This window comes from Clostridium sp. AM28-20LB, assembly GCF_003480665.1.
In the GTDB taxonomy this organism is placed as follows: domain Bacteria; phylum Bacillota; class Clostridia; order Lachnospirales; family Lachnospiraceae; genus Otoolea; species Otoolea fessa.
On record NZ_QUJN01000001.1, the window covers coordinates 628,249 to 647,615 of the forward strand.

Annotated in this window: 16 protein-coding genes and 1 riboswitch; all 16 genes read right to left on the minus strand. The window is 50.1% G+C overall.

Annotated elements, in window-relative coordinates; all coding sequences use genetic code 11:
- Positions 1-10 precede the first annotated feature (10 nt).
- The 16 genes from argS to DW739_RS02895 all read right to left on the minus strand — a co-directional run bounded on the left by argS (position 11) and on the right by DW739_RS02895 (position 19,019).
- Positions 11-1,780, minus strand: a complete 1,770-nt coding sequence (gene argS, locus DW739_RS02820) for an arginine--tRNA ligase (RefSeq protein WP_118742582.1) — start codon at positions 1,778-1,780, stop codon at positions 11-13.
- 196 nt (positions 1,781-1,976) lie between these two features.
- Positions 1,977-2,753 carry a peptidoglycan recognition family protein gene (locus DW739_RS02825; protein ID WP_118742583.1) on the minus strand — a complete coding sequence of 259 codons (777 nt, stop codon included), beginning with the start codon at positions 2,751-2,753 and terminating at the stop codon, positions 1,977-1,979.
- 305 nt (positions 2,754-3,058) lie between these two features.
- Positions 3,059-3,616, minus strand: coding sequence for an elongation factor P (gene efp / locus DW739_RS02830; protein ID WP_022358740.1), 558 nt, complete (start codon positions 3,614-3,616; stop codon positions 3,059-3,061).
- A gap of 251 nt (positions 3,617-3,867) precedes the next feature.
- Positions 3,868-4,371 (minus strand): YqeG family HAD IIIA-type phosphatase, encoded by a 504-nt coding sequence (locus DW739_RS02835; RefSeq protein WP_118539169.1) that lies wholly within the window; start codon positions 4,369-4,371, stop codon positions 3,868-3,870.
- Entirely contained in the window at positions 4,371-4,868 is a 498-nt protein-coding gene (gene nrdR / locus DW739_RS02840) for a transcriptional regulator NrdR (RefSeq protein ID WP_106999995.1), read from the minus strand. The genes DW739_RS02835 and nrdR overlap by 1 nt, the downstream gene beginning before the upstream one ends.
- Positions 4,869-4,990: 122 nt before the next feature.
- Positions 4,991-5,242 (minus strand): YlmC/YmxH family sporulation protein, encoded by a 252-nt coding sequence (locus tag DW739_RS02845; protein ID WP_106999996.1) that lies wholly within the window; start codon positions 5,240-5,242, stop codon positions 4,991-4,993.
- Positions 5,243-5,329: 87 nt separating this feature from the next.
- Entirely contained in the window at positions 5,330-6,253 is a 924-nt protein-coding gene (locus DW739_RS02850; protein ID WP_118742584.1) for a hypothetical protein, read from the minus strand.
- A 5-nt stretch (positions 6,254-6,258) separates the two neighbouring features.
- Positions 6,259-7,488 (minus strand): sirohydrochlorin cobaltochelatase, encoded by a 1,230-nt coding sequence (locus tag DW739_RS02855; RefSeq protein WP_118742585.1) that lies wholly within the window; start codon positions 7,486-7,488, stop codon positions 6,259-6,261.
- A 41-nt stretch (positions 7,489-7,529) separates the two neighbouring features.
- Positions 7,530-7,707, minus strand: a riboswitch (cobalamin riboswitch).
- A 297-nt stretch (positions 7,708-8,004) separates the two neighbouring features.
- Positions 8,005-8,766: a hypothetical protein gene (locus DW739_RS02860; protein ID WP_147355503.1), complete on the minus strand. Its 762-nt coding sequence runs from the start codon at positions 8,764-8,766 to the stop codon at positions 8,005-8,007.
- A gap of 86 nt (positions 8,767-8,852) precedes the next feature.
- Positions 8,853-9,554 (minus strand): (d)CMP kinase, encoded by a 702-nt coding sequence (gene cmk / locus DW739_RS02865; RefSeq protein WP_117795616.1) that lies wholly within the window; start codon positions 9,552-9,554, stop codon positions 8,853-8,855.
- A gap of 23 nt (positions 9,555-9,577) precedes the next feature.
- A complete protein-coding gene (locus tag DW739_RS02870) occupies positions 9,578-10,843 on the minus strand; it encodes an NAD(P)/FAD-dependent oxidoreductase (protein ID WP_118490744.1) in 1,266 nt (421 codons plus the stop codon).
- A 37-nt stretch (positions 10,844-10,880) separates the two neighbouring features.
- Positions 10,881-11,297, minus strand: a complete 417-nt coding sequence (locus DW739_RS02875) for a VOC family protein (protein ID WP_227589675.1) — start codon at positions 11,295-11,297, stop codon at positions 10,881-10,883.
- A 178-nt stretch (positions 11,298-11,475) separates the two neighbouring features.
- Positions 11,476-12,984 (minus strand): polyphosphate:AMP phosphotransferase, encoded by a 1,509-nt coding sequence (gene pap / locus DW739_RS02880; protein WP_117795621.1) that lies wholly within the window; start codon positions 12,982-12,984, stop codon positions 11,476-11,478.
- A 52-nt stretch (positions 12,985-13,036) separates the two neighbouring features.
- Positions 13,037-13,468 (minus strand): DUF3783 domain-containing protein, encoded by a 432-nt coding sequence (locus tag DW739_RS02885; protein ID WP_243023719.1) that lies wholly within the window; start codon positions 13,466-13,468, stop codon positions 13,037-13,039.
- 304 nt (positions 13,469-13,772) lie between these two features.
- Entirely contained in the window at positions 13,773-14,876 is a 1,104-nt protein-coding gene (locus DW739_RS02890) for a hypothetical protein (RefSeq protein WP_118468715.1), read from the minus strand.
- Positions 14,877-15,254: 378 nt separating this feature from the next.
- Positions 15,255-19,019 (minus strand): phosphoribosylformylglycinamidine synthase, encoded by a 3,765-nt coding sequence (locus tag DW739_RS02895; protein WP_107000004.1) that lies wholly within the window; start codon positions 19,017-19,019, stop codon positions 15,255-15,257.
- Positions 19,020-19,367 lie beyond the last annotated feature (348 nt).

Consider the following 19,367-nt stretch of genomic DNA (forward strand, 5'->3'; position numbering starts at 1 on the left):
ATATTACAGATTACATGTGTTCCGGCGATTCCATTCCGAGCAGATCCATACAGGTATCCAGCACCCGCTTGGTCAGCGTGATCAGGCTGATAAAGGCTGCCTGCTTCGCTGCGTCCTCCTCGGAGAGGATCTTATTTTCCAGATAGAATGCATTGAACGCATCCGCCACTGCCGCCATGTATTGGCAGAGCTTATGCGGCGCCGTCTCATAGAATGCAGATTCTGTCACCTCGCCGAAACGGCAGAGCGCCATCTGAAGTGCTTTCTCTGTCTCGCTCTCAGCCGGACGGATCGGAACCACTTTAGCATCCGCACCGCGCAATTCCTTGTATTTCTCCAGAATGGACTTGATGCGGACGATCATATACTGGATATGTGGACCTGTATTTCCCTCAAAGGAAATAAAGCGGTCTACATCGAAAATGTAATCTTTGGTCGCCTGATTCGAAAGATCGGCATATTTAAGTGCCGCCAGACCGACAATCTCCGCCGTGCGTGTCATCTCGTCCGCCGGAACCTTCTGCTTCTCCTGAATCTTCTCATATACCTTCTCATCGATATTCTTGATCAGGTGCTCCAGACGCATAACACCGCCCTCACGTGTCTTGAACGGACCACCGTCCTTGCCGTTCATCGTACCGAAGCCCAAGAAGATCATCGGCGTATCTTCTTTGACGATGCCCGCCTTCTTCGCTACACGGAATACCTGGATAAAATGAAGCTCCTGGCGCTTGTCTACGACGTAAATATAGCGGTCCGGATGGAAATCCTGCTCACGTTCGATGATCGTCGCCAGATCGGAAGTCGCATACAGCGCCGCACCGTCGGATTTGCGGACGATACAAGGCGGATATTCCTTCGCATCCCCTTCCTGTGCGATATCGACAACCAGCGCGCCATCGCTCTCATAGGCGAGACCTTTTTTCTGTAAATCCTCGATCAGTCCTGGAATATATGGCTGCGCATCGCTCTCGCCCTTCCAGAGGTCGAACGATACATTTAAATTGCCATAGTTCTTTTTCAGATCCTTCAAGGACACGTTCATGATGTGCTTCCAGATCGCATGGAACGGTGCATAGCCACTCTGCAGTTTGAAGGTTGCCTGCTGTGCCCGCTCACGGAATGCCACATCTACCTTGGATTTCGCGCTCGCTGCCGGATAGATATCCTCCAGCTCGGAAATCGTAAACGGCGGCTCCGACGGATACTCGCCGGTATAATCCGGGTCAAAATATACCAGATCCGGCTGACGGTCATGCAGCTCCTCGATGATCAGTCCCATCTGCAATCCCCAGTCACCCAGATGCACATCGCTGATGACATGGTGTCCCATATAGCGGCTGATGCGCTTGATGCTCTCTCCGATGACCGCGGAACGTAAGTGTCCGACATGCAGTGGTTTTGCTACATTGGCTCCGCCGTAATCGATGATGATCGTCTCCGGCTTCTTAGCTGCGTTGAGTCCCAGCTTTTCATCCTCTGCCACCTGCTGTACATAGGATGCCAGGTAGCACGGATTCAGGCGGATATTGATAAATCCAGGCATCACGGCGTTGATCTCAGAAAACATCTTGCTTCCGGCTGTCTTTTCCACCACCTCATTGGCAATATCGATCGGTTTCTTTTTATACGCTTTGGCAGCTGCCATCGCGCCGTTACACTGATACTCGCAGAGATCCGGGCGGTTTGATACCGTTACGCGGATGTACTTCTCATCGTACCCGCAGCCGGTAAACGCCGGTTTCAGTTCTTCCACGATCAAATCTAAAATCGTTTTCATACTAGATTCCCTTTCATAATTTATATCGCATATTTTCAAGAATGCCTCTGCATTCTTGCTGCGAGATGCGCGTCATGCAAAGCATGACATATTTCTTTTGCGCATCTTAAGCAATCCTGCCGGAGGCTATATCAGATGGGAGCCCCACTCCCACCACTGATACTAATTTGCTCCTCGCCACCTGAAGAGGTGGGAGTCATCTCTCATCTGATATATCCTTCCGCATTGCCTTTTTCACATCCTTGCGGAACTGCTTCCAGGCATCCTCATGATCCACGAAATACTTCGGGCACGCCTTTCCAGTCACGTCATAATGACGGATCACGTCTTTCGGACTTAAATCGAGCTGCTTGCACAGCCATGCAGTCAGTTTTACCAGCGAATCATACGTCTCGTCTGTGAACTTTCCGTCTGCCGCCGGATGGCAGCACTCAATCGAAACGGTGTCCGCATTCCTCTCATTGGAGGCATATGCCTTCTCCCCAACCGGAACGCACTCGATGATCTCGCCGTCCAGACCGATCACGAAATTGCTGCTGACGGAAACAGTGTTACTGCCGCTCTGATCTTTCAATCCCTCAAAATAATCATGGTTCTGCTGTGCCGTCGTCCCAGGATTTGCCACATAGTGAATCACGATCCCGTTGATGACCGGGATATTCGTCCCCGGTCTGGAATATCGGTTGACCGTGAGAAGCTGCTCATCAACCCAGCTTGGCATCTCGATCGTGGACGGATCGATCAGCTTGCGGATCATTTTCCCGCGCAGCGTCCAGCCTGTTCCCGCACCCAGGAGGAAAATAAGCAGACACAAAAACAGCCGCATCATCACACGGCGCTTCTTCTGCTGCCTCGTCCGCTCCCGGCGGATTGCCGTCTGCCTGCCGGATGTACGCCTCTTCCTGCCACCAGATCTGCGCCCCGGCTCATCCTCTTCCCCCAGACGCAGACGGTCTTCTCTTCCGTTCTCCATATTTATCACTCCCCATGAGCACCGCTCACTCCGAACCTGCTCTCTGAGATGAACCAACGGACGCGTCATAGACGCCTCCCCGATATGTTAAGCAAAAAAACTGTTGTAAAATCTCGACGTTTCCTCCGGATCTTACAACAGTTTCTCTGCTTGCTACTGTTCATGCGCTGCATAACCAGCAAAGGAAAATGCCTGCCACAAACAGTAATCTCTGTTTCCAGTCAGAAACCTGTCAGTGACACGACTGCCTCCCCACAAGGGTACAAACGGTATCGTGAAGACCTTTCTGACGTATATGTTATAACTTAGACTCTGGACAGATATTCACCAGTACGTGTATCGATCTTGATCTTATCGCCCTGGTTTACGAATAACGGTACATATACAGTAGCGCCAGTCTCTACAACTGCCGGTTTGGTAGCGCCTGTAGCAGTATCGCCCTTGAAGCCCGGCTCTGTATCTGTGATCTCAAGCTCTACGAACAGCGGCGGTTCTACGGAGAATACCTTGCCGTTGTAAGAACAGATCTTGCACATCTCGTTCTCTTTTACGAACTTGAGTGCGTCGCCGATTGTCTCCTGGTTTAAAGCTACCTGCTCATATGTGTTTACATCCATGAAGTTGTATAAGTCGCCATCGGAATACAGATACTGCATATCAACTCTGTCGATTCTGGCAGACGGGAACTTCTCGGTCGGACGGAAGGTTTTCTCTACAACGCCGCCATTCATTACGTTCTTAATTTTAGTACGAACGAACGCAGCTCCCTTTCCCGGTTTTACGTGCTGAAATTCCATGATCTGGTATACGTTGCCATCAATCTCCAGTGTGATGCCGTTTCTAAAATCGCCCGCTGATATCATAAATGATGCTCCTCCTTGAAAATACTCGCTTTATCTTTTTTATTTTATACTATAAAATCCTCTTTTTCAACTACTTTTTTGAAAACGCAGGGCACATCATGTCAATTCCGCCCCTTATTTTTCTAAAATTGCCGATATTTTTTCTGAAAACAACTGATTTTCCACCGTTTCCGGCACTCCTGTCAGCATCCGGTTCTGCCGCCTGGCAAGCTCTTTCAAACCGTTCAAAAATCCCCAGCTGCAAACTTCCGCTATTTTTTTTCCTGTCTTCTCACATAGAACCACAGGACAATTTTCTCCAGATACCGCTTTAACACAATCTGGATCTCTTCCTTCGGATTGATCGGCTTTACAAGAATCGAATAGATACCTGTCCGCCTCGCCCCGTACACATCCGTAAAGAGCTGATCCCCGACAAACATCGTCGAGCGCTCGCCCGTTCCCATCCGACGCATCGCCTGCCTGTATCCGCTGCGCTTCGGTTTTCTACCCTTGTAAATATAATCCGAACCCACCTGTCCGGCAAACGGGGCGACCCGCGCCTCCTTATTATTCGAGAGCAGACAGGTGTGGAACCCTATCGCCCGCAAACGTTCAAACAGCTGTACTGCCCGCTCGTCCGCCGGGGCACCGTGCGGCACCAGCGTATTGTCAATATCAAATATGATACCCCGCATTCCCTTCTGGTAAAACTGCTCATACGGGATATCATACGCAGAATCCAGCCATTCATCCGGATAAAACGCATTTCCCATCATCTGGTCTCTTCCCCGTTCTTTCCAGGCTCATACGACGGCACATTCCGCTGCTGTATCTTCTGCAGTTCCTCCATAAATGTATCGACGTCTTTAAACTCCCGGTATACCGATGCAAACCGCACATAGGTAACCACATCCAGATCCTTTAACCGCTCCATCACAAGTTCCCCGATCACCGCGGTCGAGATCTCCCGTTCTTCCCGGTTAAATAAATTGTTTTCCACATCGTCGATCAACGCCGAAATCTGTCCCTGAGAGACTGGGCGCTTGTGGCAGGAATGCAGGATTCCTGCCTCTATCTTCGCCCGGTCGTACATCTCCCGGGTATTATCCTTTTTGACAACCATCAGAGGGATCGTCTCAAGTTTTTCATATGTGGTAAAACGCTTTCCACAAGTCTCGCACTGTCTCCGGCGTCTGATAGAACTGTTGTCATCCGCAGGCCGTGAATCGATTACTTTCGTGTCAGCCGCGTTGCAAAATGGACACTTCAATCGCTCTTCCCCTTTTCTGGTTTTATTGATATGCCCCCGCCAAGTTTTCATAACATATCATACTTATTATAATATCGCAGGAAGTGCGCTTCTGCAAGCAGAAGTTTTCCGCTATTCCTTCTTTATTCCTTCTTTTCTCTCTCTTCTTTCAGCCTCACCAGAATAATGTCATCCCCTATCTGGCAGATGTCGCAGAATGGAATTATGTACTCTTTTTCCCGCCCCAGAAAGCCCCAGACACAGCCCGGTCCCGGTACGATGATCGCAAGCATTTTTCCCGTGCTGATGTCAAAATCGACGTCGCCCACAAAACCAAGGCGCTTGCAATCTTTTACATTTATAACTTCCCGCTGTTTGAGTTCACAGATACGCATAGACATAAACCTCCCGGATCCTTCTGTAATCAAAATATGTACAAAAGGACCGGGAGGTTCTTCCTGGACAGGTATTTCTATCTACTTTTATTTCGTAACTTCTGATAACGTCACGCTGTCAAAATGCAGCGTATAATCAATCAGATGCGGCTGGCTCATCGCCACCGTCAAGGCACTGACCGCTACATCCTCATCCAGCGTTACCGGAATCTGGAACTCGGAATTGCCCTCGGTCTGGATCGGATCATACTGCACGTCATCCACCAGCATATACTCATAGTTCGGGCTGCTCCAGACAATATCGGCAGTCACCTTTCCATCCTTGACGATAATGGTCGCCGGGCTGTCCACCGATGCTCTGCCGGAACCTCCCTGCAGGGTTACCTCACAGGTATAAGTGCCGTCTGCCACATCTGCAGTCTGCCCTGCCGGTTTCTGGGCATCTGCCGCATCATCGCTATTCTCCGTCTCGGATGATGCCGCTTCCGCGTCCTCTGCCTCTCCGGAAACCGGATTTTCTACCTTTACTTTGTGGTCGTACCAGGTGCCCTTCTTACCAATCAGAGCCAGGTCAAATTCTTCTCCGAGCGCCGGAACCGGCACATCGAAGCCGTTGACCTCCTCGCTCAGACCGTCGCTGTAAGTAACCGTGTCTACGGTTGGCTGCAGCCAACCGGCTTCATCTTCCTTTGCCTCGTCCGCAGTACCCAGATACAAGTTCACGATGTTTTTCGAGGTCAGGCTGATATGAAGTGTCGCCTCGCCATCCTTGACCGTCAGGACACCTTTTCCATTTTTCGATTCATTGACCTTGAACATACTGCTGTCCGTCTTAAAATCGACGGTGTAGACGCCGTCTGCAAGGTCAATGCTGCTTTTCTGTTCGGCATTCTCGGTTTCTGCGCTCTCTGTCTGCGCCACGGTGTCGGCTGCGTCCTGTTTCTGTCCTCCGCACGCTCCGAGAAGAGCGGCAGCAAGCAGAAGCGCCGCTAAATTTAATTTCTTTTTCATATACATTATTCCGAAATAGACTCAATGGCTGTCCGTGTATGAGCAACATAGAATGATTCTACCGCTTTAATTCTGCCCAGACCGGAAATCTGAGTATCTACCTTGTCAAACGCACCTGATGCCTCAAACTGGCTCTTCCAGGAATCATCATCATCACCTGCCATATCGTTGTTTGCGTGATCACCTGCAACTACCATCAGCGGACGAAGAATGACGTTCTTATAACCAGCTGCCTTCACTGCCTCGATAACAGACTCACAGGAAGTCTCTTCCGGCTCGCCCTCTACGGTACCGATAAATACGTTGCTATATCCAAGATTCTGCATCTGGGTCTGCATCTGGCTGTAGGTTACCTTTGCAACGTGTGCGGTACCATGACCCATCAGAACGAATGCGGTTCCCTGATCGGCTGCGTCAGCTGCATCTTTAAAACCAGCTTCCGAAGCTTCTTCTGCTACAACTGCTTTTGCAACTGCCTCTTTATCTGCATTGATAACGGCTGCATCGTCGCCAACCTCACCTAACAGCGGCTCTGCGACAGCTACCTGCTCGAATTTATCCTGATACTTCTCGATCGCCTCAACCATCTCGTCGTACTCAGCACCGTGCATGAGGTGGGTCGGCTGGACAACCAGCTCTTTAACTCCGTTCTCCACGGCTCGCTCCAGTGCCTGATCCATATTGTCGATGCACTCGCCGTCACGAGCCTCAACGTGGTTGATAATGATCTGTGCGGTAAATGCACGGCGGACTGCCCAATCCGGGAATGCATCCTGGATGGAATCCTCGATACTCTTGATATCTTTCACACGGCTGTCGTTGAAGGATGTACCAAAGCTGACTACCAGGATCTCCTTGTCGCCAATCTCATCCTGATTGCGCGGATCGTCCAGGCTCGCATCGCCGGTATCACGACCAAAATAATCTGGATCTGCGTTCTCGCCTTCTACCAGCTCCTTCTGCTCGTCAGTCAGGGCATCCCATGCCTCTTTGGCTGCCTTGCACTGCTCATCCGTGTCATCGGTGCGCTCCTGTACATAGATGTCATCGATCAGCTTTGCCACCTTATCTGCTGCTTCCTGATCGGAATCGGCGCCCTCAGCTGCCTCGGTCTCTGCCTCAGAAGCCGCCTCCGTCGAGGTTGCCTGGCTGGATGTACTGCCGCCGCAGGCTCCAAGCAATACGGACATCGTAACTGCCGCTGCACTTACAACTACTTTTTTGTTTTTTCTCATGTTTTCCTCCTTGTGTGACTCGCACAAAAATAGTTTTAACCGATATGTTCACGACAGCCGGCAGGTTTCCTGGCTTTCGGGTCATCATGCACGCCGCGCCTTCTCACTTTCGCAATGGCATCTGCGGCGCCACTCTCCGGTTCACAGTGACGAGATCGCACAGGTTTTGCACCTGTTTCCCTTTTACCCCCTGTCCACGCCTGCCAATCCGAGCAATCTGACTGATCTGGCACAAACAGCGGCACCCACTGCCCATATCAGCTTGTTTCATTATAGATGGGGTATGTTTAAAAGTCAATTTATCCCGGAAATTATATTGAAAAAGAATGTGCCTTGGCACATTCTCGCGCCGAGCGCGGTCGCTTGCGACATGTTTCTGCTTCGCGCGAGTGCGCATCATTGGCACGTTAGTGCCTTTTTGTGTAACAGGGAGTTCCAAGGAATTTCCTGTTACACAAAAAAGCACCTCTCATCCGGATAAAAGGTGCTCTCCTCCTCTTAATGATTTTATATTTTTTATGGCATAAATTTCCGGTAAATCGAAATAATTTTCTCCTCCTTCACCGTCACAGCCGTGTTGTATGGCTTAAACTCCCCGATCAGCCGATCACGGATCGCGAATAATTCTTCCGCGGTATACACCTGCGGCGGTGTATCCGGGTCAGAATCATCTGTCAGGACAAAGTTCTCATCCATCTGCAGCGTAACCTCTCCCAGCTTATGGTAACTTCTCCCGACTGCCATCGCCGAGCCATAAAAGGAATCCTCCTCTACCATTCTCAGCTCTTCTCCCCCCTGTGCCGGACCGCCATTGATCTCGATCTGCCCAGACTCCTGTCGGTCAATCGAAGTAATGAGACATTCTTTCCCATCGATGCGCAGCGTATCTCCCGCCTGCAGTTCATCGATATCTGCCTTATGAAAATGCTCATAGTCATAGACCGTCAATGTGATGATAACATTGCTTTCATCCTGATGGATCTGCTGCGGTTTGAACCCAGCTGCAAAGGTACAGTTGTCAAAATGCGTCATATTGAGGGTTTCCCGGACTGGTTCAACTGTGAGCGGTTCCGTCCGCTCAGTTTCCTGCGTTTTATCCCGTTTGGGCTGCTCCTGCGCCTGATCATTTTCAGCCACAGCCTCACGGATCGCCCCCTGGCTCTCCTCATCGACAGCCCCTTCCTGTGTGGCTGTCTCCGATGCCGCGCCCGCACAGGCGGTCATCCATACACTCATCCCAAGTGCTGCGGCGATCCATGTTTGTTTCAATCGTCTCATGTTTGCTGCCGCCCCTTTTCGGCTTCTCCTTTTTCCTGGCATTTTCGTAACTGTTCAGTACCTTCACAGTCACGCGCAAAAATCCATCAAAAATTGCCTACGGCAATGGGATTTTTCTGCTTTTTCTTTGCCGCCTCAACCAGCTTCTCCATCTCCCGCATTACCTCTTCAAAATTCAACGCAGAAGTATCCAGTAAAATGGCGTCCTCCGCCTGCTTGAGAGGCGACAATTCCCGGTGCATATCGCGGTAATCGCGCTCGATGATATCCTGCTCGATCGCCTCCAGGGAACAGCTTTCCCCGCGTTCGGTCAGCTCTTTATAACGGCGTCCAGCTCTCACACGGCTGCTCGCGGTCAGATATACTTTCAGGGTCGCATCCGGCAGAACCGCCGTTCCGATATCCCGGCCATCCATCACGACATCCCGGCGTCCGGCTAATTCACGCTGCAGCTCCACCAGTTTTTTGCGAACCGGCGCATAGACAGAGGTATTCGAAGCCATATTTCCAACCGCCTCCGTCCGAAGCTCGCTGCTGACATTCTCCCCATTTAAATAAACCTGCTGGATCCCATTTTCATATTCCAGTGAAATGGAAACCGTCTCACAGGCGCGTCCGATCGCCGCCTCATCATGGCTGTCGATGCCCTGGCGCAGAAAATACAATGCCATCGCCCGGTACATCGCCCCCGTATCTACATAAATATATCCATAATCTTCCGCCAGCTTCTTTGCCACTGTGCTCTTCCCAGCCCCGGCTGGTCCATCAATCGCTATATTAATCGGCATTTCGTTTCCCCTTTTTCATATCGTTATAATTCATGATTTTCCGCTGCGCTCCGTCCTGCCAGCACACCGGTCGACCACGCAATTTGTAAGTTGTAGCCGCCCGTGACTGCATCGAGATCCAGCACTTCCCCGGCAAAATAAAGCCCTGGAAGCTTCTTCGACTCCATCGTGGATGGATTAACTTCTTTTACCGTCACACCGCCCTGGGTAATGATCGCCTCATTGAAGCCTCGCAGCCCGGTCAGCGTCAGTGTAAAATGCTTTGTCACCTCCGCCAGCCGTCTCCGCTCTTCCTTCGTCACGGCGTTGACCTGCTTGTCCGGCTCAATGCCGCTGCGGCGAATTATGACCGGTATCAGTTTTGATGGGTACAGATGGTTCAGCGCATTTTTAAACTGTTTATTCTTCTCCGCCTCAAAATCGCGCAGAATCCGCGCATCGAGCTGTTCCATGGAAAGCGCCGGTTTCAGATCGATCATCAGAGTCAACGGACCCTTTTTCAGTTTTTTCGCCGCATAACTGCTGGCACTCAAGAGTACCGGACCCGAAACGCCGTAATGGGTAAACAGCATCTCACCAAATTCACGGTAAACCTCTTTCTTTCCATTTAAAACAGCAGCTTCCACGTTCCGCAGGGAGAGTCCCTGCAGCTCCTTCACATCTTCCTTCGTCTCAAACGGAACAAGCGCCGGCGAAAGTTCCGTCACCTTGTGCCCTGCTGCCTCCGCAAACCGGTAACCATCGCCGGTTGAGCCGGTCGTCGGGTAGGACAAACCGCCCGTCGCCACGATCACTGCATCCGCAGCTATGTAGGAGTCTTTTTTCCCACGCTCATTACCGCCCTGCGCCAGAATCACACCTTTTAATACACCATTCTCCAGCCACAGTTCCCGAACTCCCTGATTCAATTCTACTTTCACGCGCAGTTCCCGCAGCCGTCTTGCAAACGCCGATGTCACATCCGATGCCCGATCAGACACCGGAAAGACACGGTTGCCGCGCTCCACCTTAACATGACAGCCGTTCGCCTCCAGAAAATCCTTCATATCCTGGTTACTAAAACCGTAAAATGCACTGTATAAAAAGCGGCTGTTTGTCACAACACTGTCAAACAGACCTTCCATATCACAGTCATTCGTCACATTGCAGCGCCCTTTTCCTGTAATATAGATCTTTTTTCCCAGTTTCTCATTCTTTTCATAGATCGTTGCCGCGCAGCCATTTTCCGCCGCCGCAATCGCAGCCGCCATGCCGGCTGCCCCGCCGCCGATCACGATTATTTTTTTCATATTGCTATCCTTTTCGTTTTTATATCGCCTGGTGCTATCAATCCTGTACCAGGTGGATCGCAAATCCGCCGACTTCCTCTTTAAAATAGGCGAAAATACAGCGACCCTGCTCATCAAAGCGCTTCGTCTCTTCCCGAAGCGTCATACCGCGGTTCACAAAGTATCGGATCGCCGCCTCGCAATCATTTACGCCAAAGCCAATATGGCCGTAGGTTCCGTGGCTCTCCACCTTCATATTTTCCGTCAGGTCACCGCTGAACACCGCTTTCTCCGTCTCGCGCGGCATCAGCCCCATCAGGCGCGCCAGTGTCTCAGCAACCTCCCAGGCCTCGTCTTCCGATTTTGTATTGATTCCCACGTGTTTTACGTGCATATGAAATAATTCCATCGGGGTTGGATCCCCCGCATGCTCTGCCATAAATGCTAGTGTGCGCTCTTTTGCTGTCTGCTCCATTTTGTCCGCTTCCTTTCTATCGCTACATTTAACGCAAAGTTTACACAAATGTTTGTGTTTTTCAAAATTGCCGTCTTTTTCTTTAAATATTGATTTTACTGTATCTTACGAAGAATTGCAACCGCGCTTCTTCATATTTCCACACATGATTACCAAATCGGCCGTCCGCTTCTTTCTATCACTTACGCAGCTTTTTTACCTCACGGATCTTCTCCTCCATCGCCTCCACAACCGTTTCCAGCACCTTGACGCGCGCGAAATATTTGGAATTTCCTTCTATGATCGTCCACGGGGCATAGGTAGTAGAGGTCCGCACCAGCATCTCATTGACTGCCTGCTCGTATGCGTCCCATTTTTCACGGTTGCGCCAGTCTTCGTCCGTGATTTTCCACTGTTTTGCCGGAGCCTCCATGCGCTCCTTAAAGCGGCGTTCCTGCTCATCTTTATCAATATGAATCCAGAATTTCACGATCACCGCGCCAAAATTCGCCATGTGCTCTTCCATCTCGTTGATTTCCTGATATGCCCGTTTCCAGTCCGCCTCACTGCAGAAGCCCTCGATCCGCTCCACCATCACGCGTCCGTACCAGGTGCGGTCGAAGATCGCAATATGCCCCGCTTTCGGCATCTCCCGCCAGAAACGCCACAGATAATGGTGTACCTTCTCCACATCATTCGGTGCCGCCGTCGGATTGACCTTGTAGCCGCGTGGATCCAGGTGGCTTGTCAGGCGCCGGATCGCACCGCCTTTTCCCGCCGCATCCCAGCCTTCAAAGCCGATCACCACCGGAATCCGCAGCCGGTACAGCTCGCCGTGCAGCACCTCCAGCTTTTTCTGCAGCTTATCCAGACGTTCCTTATATTCCTCGCGTGTCAGCGTTTTCGTCAGATCCACGCCGGAAAGCACGCCATTTTTAAACCGCTCATCTGGAAGTTTGACCGGCGGATGCACCGCCCCTTCCTCGCGTTCCATTCGGCGGCGGTTCAGCTCATACTCCAGCCGGTCTGTGACGGTGGATAAAATCTTGACTGCCGCATAATTTTTATCAGTCGCTTCCACGATCGTCCACGGCGCGTACCCGGTATCCGTCCGCTGCAGCATTTCCTCATTCATCTCCAGAAATGTATCGTAATCCTTGTTGCGCTTCCAGTCCGCCTCCGTCACACGCCACGCAGTCTCTTTGCTTTCTTCCAGCCGTTTAAAGCGCTTTTTCTGCTCGTCCCTGGAAATATACAGAAACAATTTGATCAGAATCATGCCGGAATCTGCCAGCTGCTTTTCAAATGAAAGGATATCCCTAAACGCCCCGTTTAACTCCTGCCGCTTTGTCTCTTTGTCAAACCGGTCAACGGTAACCTTATCGTACCAACTCTTGTCAAAAATCATCATTCGCCCGTCTTCCGGTGTCTTCGTCCAATACCGCCATAAAAATGGACGCATCCGTTCCTCTTCCCCCGTCTCCCGGCTCGCATAAACATCAAAGCCGCGCGGATCCAGCGGCTGGATCAGGCGGTTGATCTGCGTTCCCTTACCGCCTGCCCCGAAGCCGTCAAATACGATGACAACCGGGATCTTTTCCGCCTTACAGGCGCGCTGCAATTCTCCCAGCTTCACATCCATCTCTTCCCGAAGCTTCTTGTAATTTTCCTTATCCACTGATTTATTCAAATCCACTTTTTCCAGCATCTTTCCACCTCCACATCAAGCAGTAAAATGACCTTTCACCAATCCCATGGCATCACAATGATTCGTCTTTACCTTTCCACGTCATCATCTTATGCTCTTTTTTGATCTCTTCATATAATTGTACCGAATCCCACTTCATATTATACGGTGTCAGGACTGCTTTATAATCGATCCGTCCGACTCCCTTTTTTCGAAGTGCATAGATAAATGCATCGATCTGGGTGGAAGAAAAGCCTGCCATGATCGCCATCTCATCCGAGAAATCCATTTTCCTGGAAGAATCATTCTCCGGCACTTCTCGCTGCAGCCTCCCGTCCGCCTGTTTATGAGCGGTCCCTTCTTTTTGCGTTTCCTCCCCGGTCTCTATTGCCTGTCTGGCTTCCTTGAGGACATCCTCATCCAGTCCTTTCACGCCAGCCAGCACGCCCACCGGCAGCCCGTACTCCTCCTTTTTCACTGCCCTTAAACGGAATCCCAGTGGCATAAGCGCCTGCTGCACCTTCATTTTTCTTTTGGAATCAGTAAAATTATACAATAATACAGTTGGTTTCATCGTAATTTATCGATTCTCCTCTCTGTTTCTTATTCCCGCCTCATCAATTCTCCGGCTTCTCAATATGATTCTCTATTATATCCTTTTTCTCCCCTTCTGTGCAAGAAAAACAAAAAAACAGCGGCATCAGCCACTTGCTTTCGCTCGTCCGCTGTCTGCCGCTGTCTGATTTTTGTTTCATTTATGTATGTTTCCGCATTTCAGATCCTCTTCCGGTCTGCTGCCAGATAGCTCCTTAGTGGAGAACACCATTTGCATCCGCTACCATACCGTTCGGAGTTACCATGTTCGTCCAGAGTGCTCCGCTATTCAGGTCAAACAGATACCATGCGCCATCGATGAACTGATAGCCTGTCTTTCTTGCACCGCGAGTGCCGTCGGATACCGGATTCAGATAATACTTGTACGGTCCAATCTGCTGCCAGCCGGTCAGCATCTTGCCTCTCGTACCATCGGATACCGGGTTTAAATAGAACCAGTTATTATCAGTATAGATCCAGTCTGTATCCATGAATCCGTTTGCATTCAGATGATACCACTCATTATCAACATATACCCAGTTGTTCTTAACCGGTACACCATTGATGTAGTAAGACCAGCCGTAAATGCTGTTTACCCACTGACCATTCGCATTTGCCGGAGTGGAACCACCAGAAGAATTATCGGTCGGAGGTGTACCTGTATACACATCTGAAGAATTCATATAATATTCATCGGACTCGTCACTCCACTCACCCTTATCGCTTCCGTCAACCGCGCGCACCTTAAAGGTATAATCGCCGGATTTCGTCATGTATGGGTAGAAATTGTAGCTTGTGCCTGTAGTTGTAACAGTCGTTACGGTAGAGCTGTTGCGGTACAGCTTAACTTCATACTTGCCTGCATCCGATACACTGTCCCAGGTTGCGGTACGATTGCTCCAGCTAAGATCCTCGACCGTATCCAAATCGCCGTCAACAGCTGACATCGTAATCTTAACTTTCCACTCGCTCTTATCGCCAGATCGCTTCGTAACTTTGTAAGCCGACTTGGTTGCAGAAAGCTTTGTGCCGGATAACTGATAACCGTCCTTTGCCTCGATCGTCAGGTAGATGACCGGCTTATCACCTCTCTCCCACTCGCTGTCGTCATTGTCAAACTCCTGCTCGGTAATCTCAACATTACCCTTCGTAACTTGTACATCCGGATCCCCGATGCTGTCGCCCGCTTCCGGTTTCGCATTGACACGGAACTTAACTTCCGAGATCTTTTTGTCAGCCGCGTATGCCGGAATACTCATAGCCAGTGCCGCCATGATAGCAAGAGCGGAAACCGCCGCTGCCTTCAGATTATGTCTCATATCCCATCCTCCTTTTTTAATGTACTCTCGCGTACAAAATCTTGTTTTCATTATAACAAACATATCTGCCTGCGTCAAAATAAACTGTCGGTATTTTCAAAATTTTCCCCTTGTTTTTTTGAAGTAGATGTCTGCTTTCTGTTATTGACAGGATAGCACACTTTTATTACCTGAGAATAACTTTTTGTTTAAGGTTTTCTGACATTTTCGTCAATGGTAGAATTTATATCATAATTGATATTTCCTGTGACATAAAAAAGAATGTACCTTTTTGTGTGATGGGGAATTCCAAGGAATTTTCTATCACACAAAAAATAGACCGGGGCAGATTTCTGCGGTCCGGTCTATTTCTACCTTACTTAAAAGCAGGTGTTCATTTTATTTGAAATACTCCACACCTGAAGCAAACAGCTGCATATCCTGATTTCCATAGATATTCATGCCTGTATCGCTCCAGCAGCGCTCGTTGTGACCCATCTTACCAAGAATACGTCCATCCGGGCTTGTGATACCCTCGATGCACTGGTAGGAACCGTTCGGGTTCCACTCCTCGCTGACGGATAAGTTTCCGTTCGGATCGCTGTACTGGATCGCGATCTGACCATTTGCGCGAAGTTTTGCAAGCCACTCCTCGTTGGCTACGAAACGTCCTTCACCATGGGACATCGGGTTGCAGTATACGCCTCCCAGCTCTGCTTTTCTGAGCCACGGGGACAGGTTAGATACAACCTTTAAGTATGCCATGCGGGAAATGTGGCGTCCAATGTTGTTGGTTGTCAGAGTCGGGGAATCTGCTTTCTGAGGCTCAATCTTGCCTCCGGTTAAAAGTCCCAGTTTGATTAATGTCTGGAAGCCATTGCAGATACCCAGTACCAGGCCATCCCGGTCATGAAGCAGTTTGTCGATCTCCTCCATCATCGCCTCGTTGCGGAATACCGTAGCGAAGAATTTAGCCGAACCATCCGGCTCATCACCTGCGGAGAATCCACCCGGGAACATGATGATCTGGGATTTCTTGATATCCTCTTTGTACTGCTCGATGGAAGAACGGATATCGGATGCATTCTGGTTGCGGAATACACGCACAATCGTCTCCGCTCCGGCTGCCTCAAAGGCTTTCGCACTGTCTAACTCGCAGTTGGTACCCGGCATTGCCGGAATAAATACGGTTGGCTTTGCCACCTTATGTTTGCATACATATACCTTATCGGTATTGTAAAGTGTTTCTTCTGCTGCCTTCATCGGCGCGCCGGAAGCAGTCGGGAATACCTTCTCCAGGGTTCTGGTCCATGCTTTCAGAGCCTCTTCCATGGAGATCACGGTACTGCCATACTCGAAGGTTCCCTTGTCGGTTACCTCACCGATCACGGTGTACGGAATGGACAGCTCGCCTACCTTGCCGTCCGGAACCTCGCAGACAATATTGCCCCAGCCAGCGGCGAAGAAGTCTCTCGGATCTACATTGTGCTCAATCTTTACGCCCAGGCGGTTACCAAATGCCATCTTGCTGACAGCCTCTGCTACACCAGCACCCTCAACCGCATATGCGGAAATAATCTTTCCAGACTCCATATCGCGGTAGATTTTCTCGTAACCATCCATGATCTGGCTGTAAACCGGCAGGTCATGTGCATCTTTCTCGATGGTAAAGAGAACAATCTTGCTGCCCGCTTTCTTAAATTCCGGAGATACCACGTGTTTGGTATCGGAAATATCAACTGCAAAGGAAACCAGTGTCGGCGGTACGTCGATTTCGCCGTGCTCTTCATCATAGAAGCTGCCGGACATACTGTCCTTGCCGCCGATGGACGGAAGTCCAAATCCGAGCTGCGCACTGTAAGCACCGAGCAGAGCGGAGAACGGTGTGCCCCATCTCTTCGGATCTTCCGTCATACGTTTGAAGTACTCCTGGAAGGTAAAGCGGATCTTGTGGAAATCACCGCCGTTTGCCACGATCTTAGCAACAGAATCCAGCACTGCGTAAGTAGCGCCGTGGTACGGGCTCCAGCTGGACAGGTACGGATCATAGCCGTAGCTCATCATGGTAACGGTATCGCATTTGCCCTTGCTCATCGGCAGTTTTGCCACCATCGCCTGTGTCTCGGTCATCTGGTGGACACCGCCGTATGGCAGGAATACACTGCTTGCGCCCACGGTGCTGTCGAACATCTCAACCAGACCCTTCTGGGAGCATACATTTAAGGAAGAAAGCATGGACAGCCATTTTTCTTTGACATCCTTTACTTCCTGTTTATCAAATACATTGCCTTCCCTGGTCGGAACCTCAACGGTAACGGTTGTCTCCTGATGAGCACCGTTGGTATCCAGGAATGCACGGCTTAAATCTACGATCGTCTTGCCTCTCCAGTTCAGAACCAGGCGCGGGGACTCAGTAACAACGGCAACCGGAACTGCCTCCAGGTTCTCTTCTGCTGCATAAGCAAGCATCTTATCAACATCTTTCGGGTCTACCACCAGAGCCATACGCTCCTGTGACTCGGAAATCGCAATCTCCGTTCCGTCCAGACCTGCATATTTCTTCGGAACCTTGTCAAGGTCAATCTGAAGTCCGTCAGCTAACTCACCGATCGCTACCGACACGCCGCCGGCGCCAAAGTCGTTACACTTCTTGATCAGACGGCTGACCTCTGGGCGGCGGAACAGTCTCTGTAATTTACGTTCTGTTGGTGCATTTCCCTTCTGAACCTCTGCGCCGCAGACCTCGATGGACTCCTCGGTATGTACCTTGGAAGAACCGGTTGCGCCGCCGATACCGTCACGGCCGGTACGTCCACCCATCAGGATGATTACATCGCCCGGATCGGAAGTCTCACGGATGACATTTTTGCGCGGAGCTGCTGCCATAACAGCACCGATCTCCATACGTTTTGCTACATAATTCGGATGATAAATCTCTTTTACATAGCCAGTAGCAAGACCGATCTGGTTGCCATAGGAGCTGTAGCCATGTGCTGCATCCTTTACGATGCGCTTCTGCGGAAGTTTACCGTGCAGTGTCTCAGACATCGGACGGGTCGGATCAGCCGCACCGGTCACACGCATAGCCTGGTATACATAGGTACGTCCGGAAAGCGGGTCGCGGATAGCACCGCCCAAGCAGGTGGCAGCGCCGCCAAAAGGCTCAATCTCGGTCGGATGGTTGTGGGTTTCATTTTTAAAGTTAACCAGCCACTCTTCTTCCTTGCCGTCGATGGTAACCGGAACTACGATACTGCAGGCATTGATCTCCTCAGACTCCTCCAGATCCTCCAGCTTACCTTCACGGCGAAGCTTCTTCATAGCGAGAACAGCCAGATCCATCAGGCAGACAAACTTGTCGTCACGGTCTTTGTAAATAACCTCACGGTCTGCCAGGTACTGTTTGTAGGAAGCTTCCATCGGCTCATTGTAATCGCCCTTTGTAAAGGTAACGTCCTTTAACTCAGTCTGGAAGGTCGTATGACGGCAGTGATCGGACCAATATGTATCCAGCACGCGGATCTCGGTCACAGACGGATCTCTCTTCTCTTCGTTCTTAAAGTAGTTGTGGATATGCTCGAAATCCTTGAACGTCATCGCAAGGTTCAGGGAATCGTAGAGTTCTTTTAACTCTGCCTCGCCATAACCGCAGAAGCCATCGAAAATCTTGACATCCTCCGGCTGCTCAAATACCGTTACCAGCGTTTCCGGCTTTGCGTTGTTATTCTCACGGGAATCCACCGGGTTAATGCACAGGGACTTGATGCCCTCGATCTGCTCCGCGGTCAGTGTTCCGGAAATAACATAAGTTGTCGCGGAACGGATCACCGGATTTTCCTCTTCATTCAGAAGTTTCACACACTGTTCTGCGGAATCGGCTCTCTGATCGAACTGTCCCGGCAGGAACTCAACGGAAAAGATCGTATCGCCTTCCTTGGACGGGAATGCCTCCTCATAGACAAAATCAACCGGCGGCTCAGAGAAGATCGTAATCAGCGCTTTCTGATATGCATCCTCCGATACATCCTCAATATCATAGCGGATCAGTACGCGGACATCGGTGATCGTGTCGATCCCCAGATAGCTTGCGATCTCCTCTTTCAGATCGTGAGCCAATACGGCAAATTCCGGTTTTTTCTCAACGAAAATACGTCTTACGCTCATGTTTTCCTCCTGTTTTTTCGTATTTTAATGTTTCATGTTCTGTAAAATACATTCATTTTTTAGCATAAAAGGCAAATGCCTTCTTCCAGCATCTGCCTTTATCATACACAATTTTTATAGATTAGTAAAATTAATATATTTAATATTTTTTATTAACATATCTTATTGGTTACTGTTCACGCATACGTGCCCAGTAACGGAATTTGCCGTGGCTTCGCATTTAAATACGGCAAATTCCTGCTACCACCACGTTTTCTTACGGCACTTTCGGTTCCAAAAGTGCCTACCCGTGAACAGTAACTCTTATTGTATCTCTTGCCTTATTTCATTCCTGCTTTTTCATTTTGA

What these genes read in the sequence shown, in the direction of transcription:
- DW739_RS02825 (WP_118742583.1), bottom strand. Translation starts at nt 2,753, where the DNA reads ATGGAGAACGGAAGAGAAGACCGTCTGCGTCTGGGGGAAGAGGATGAG.
- pap (WP_117795621.1), bottom strand. Translation starts at nt 12,984, where the DNA reads ATGCTGGAAAAAGTGGATTTGAATAAATCAGTGGATAAGGAAAATTAC.
- DW739_RS02895 (WP_107000004.1), bottom strand. Translation starts at nt 19,019, where the DNA reads ATGAGCGTAAGACGTATTTTCGTTGAGAAAAAACCGGAATTTGCCGTA.
- efp (WP_022358740.1), bottom strand. Translation starts at nt 3,616, where the DNA reads ATGATATCAGCGGGCGATTTTAGAAACGGCATCACACTGGAGATTGAT.
- DW739_RS02885 (WP_243023719.1), bottom strand. Translation starts at nt 13,468, where the DNA reads ATGCCACTGGGATTCCGTTTAAGGGCAGTGAAAAAGGAGGAGTACGGG.
- DW739_RS02835 (WP_118539169.1), bottom strand. Translation starts at nt 4,371, where the DNA reads ATGGGAAATGCGTTTTATCCGGATGAATGGCTGGATTCTGCGTATGAT.
- argS (WP_118742582.1), bottom strand. Translation starts at nt 1,780, where the DNA reads ATGAAAACGATTTTAGATTTGATCGTGGAAGAACTGAAACCGGCGTTT.
- DW739_RS02860 (WP_147355503.1), bottom strand. Translation starts at nt 8,766, where the DNA reads ATGAGACGATTGAAACAAACATGGATCGCCGCAGCACTTGGGATGAGT.
- DW739_RS02890 (WP_118468715.1), bottom strand. Translation starts at nt 14,876, where the DNA reads ATGAGACATAATCTGAAGGCAGCGGCGGTTTCCGCTCTTGCTATCATG.
- DW739_RS02870 (WP_118490744.1), bottom strand. Translation starts at nt 10,843, where the DNA reads ATGAAAAAAATAATCGTGATCGGCGGCGGGGCAGCCGGCATGGCGGCT.
- DW739_RS02850 (WP_118742584.1), bottom strand. Translation starts at nt 6,253, where the DNA reads ATGAAAAAGAAATTAAATTTAGCGGCGCTTCTGCTTGCTGCCGCTCTT.
- cmk (WP_117795616.1), bottom strand. Translation starts at nt 9,554, where the DNA reads ATGCCGATTAATATAGCGATTGATGGACCAGCCGGGGCTGGGAAGAGC.
- DW739_RS02875 (WP_227589675.1), bottom strand. Translation starts at nt 11,297, where the DNA reads ATGGAGCAGACAGCAAAAGAGCGCACACTAGCATTTATGGCAGAGCAT.
- DW739_RS02855 (WP_118742585.1), bottom strand. Translation starts at nt 7,488, where the DNA reads ATGAGAAAAAACAAAAAAGTAGTTGTAAGTGCAGCGGCAGTTACGATG.
- DW739_RS02845 (WP_106999996.1), bottom strand. Translation starts at nt 5,242, where the DNA reads ATGCGTATCTGTGAACTCAAACAGCGGGAAGTTATAAATGTAAAAGAT.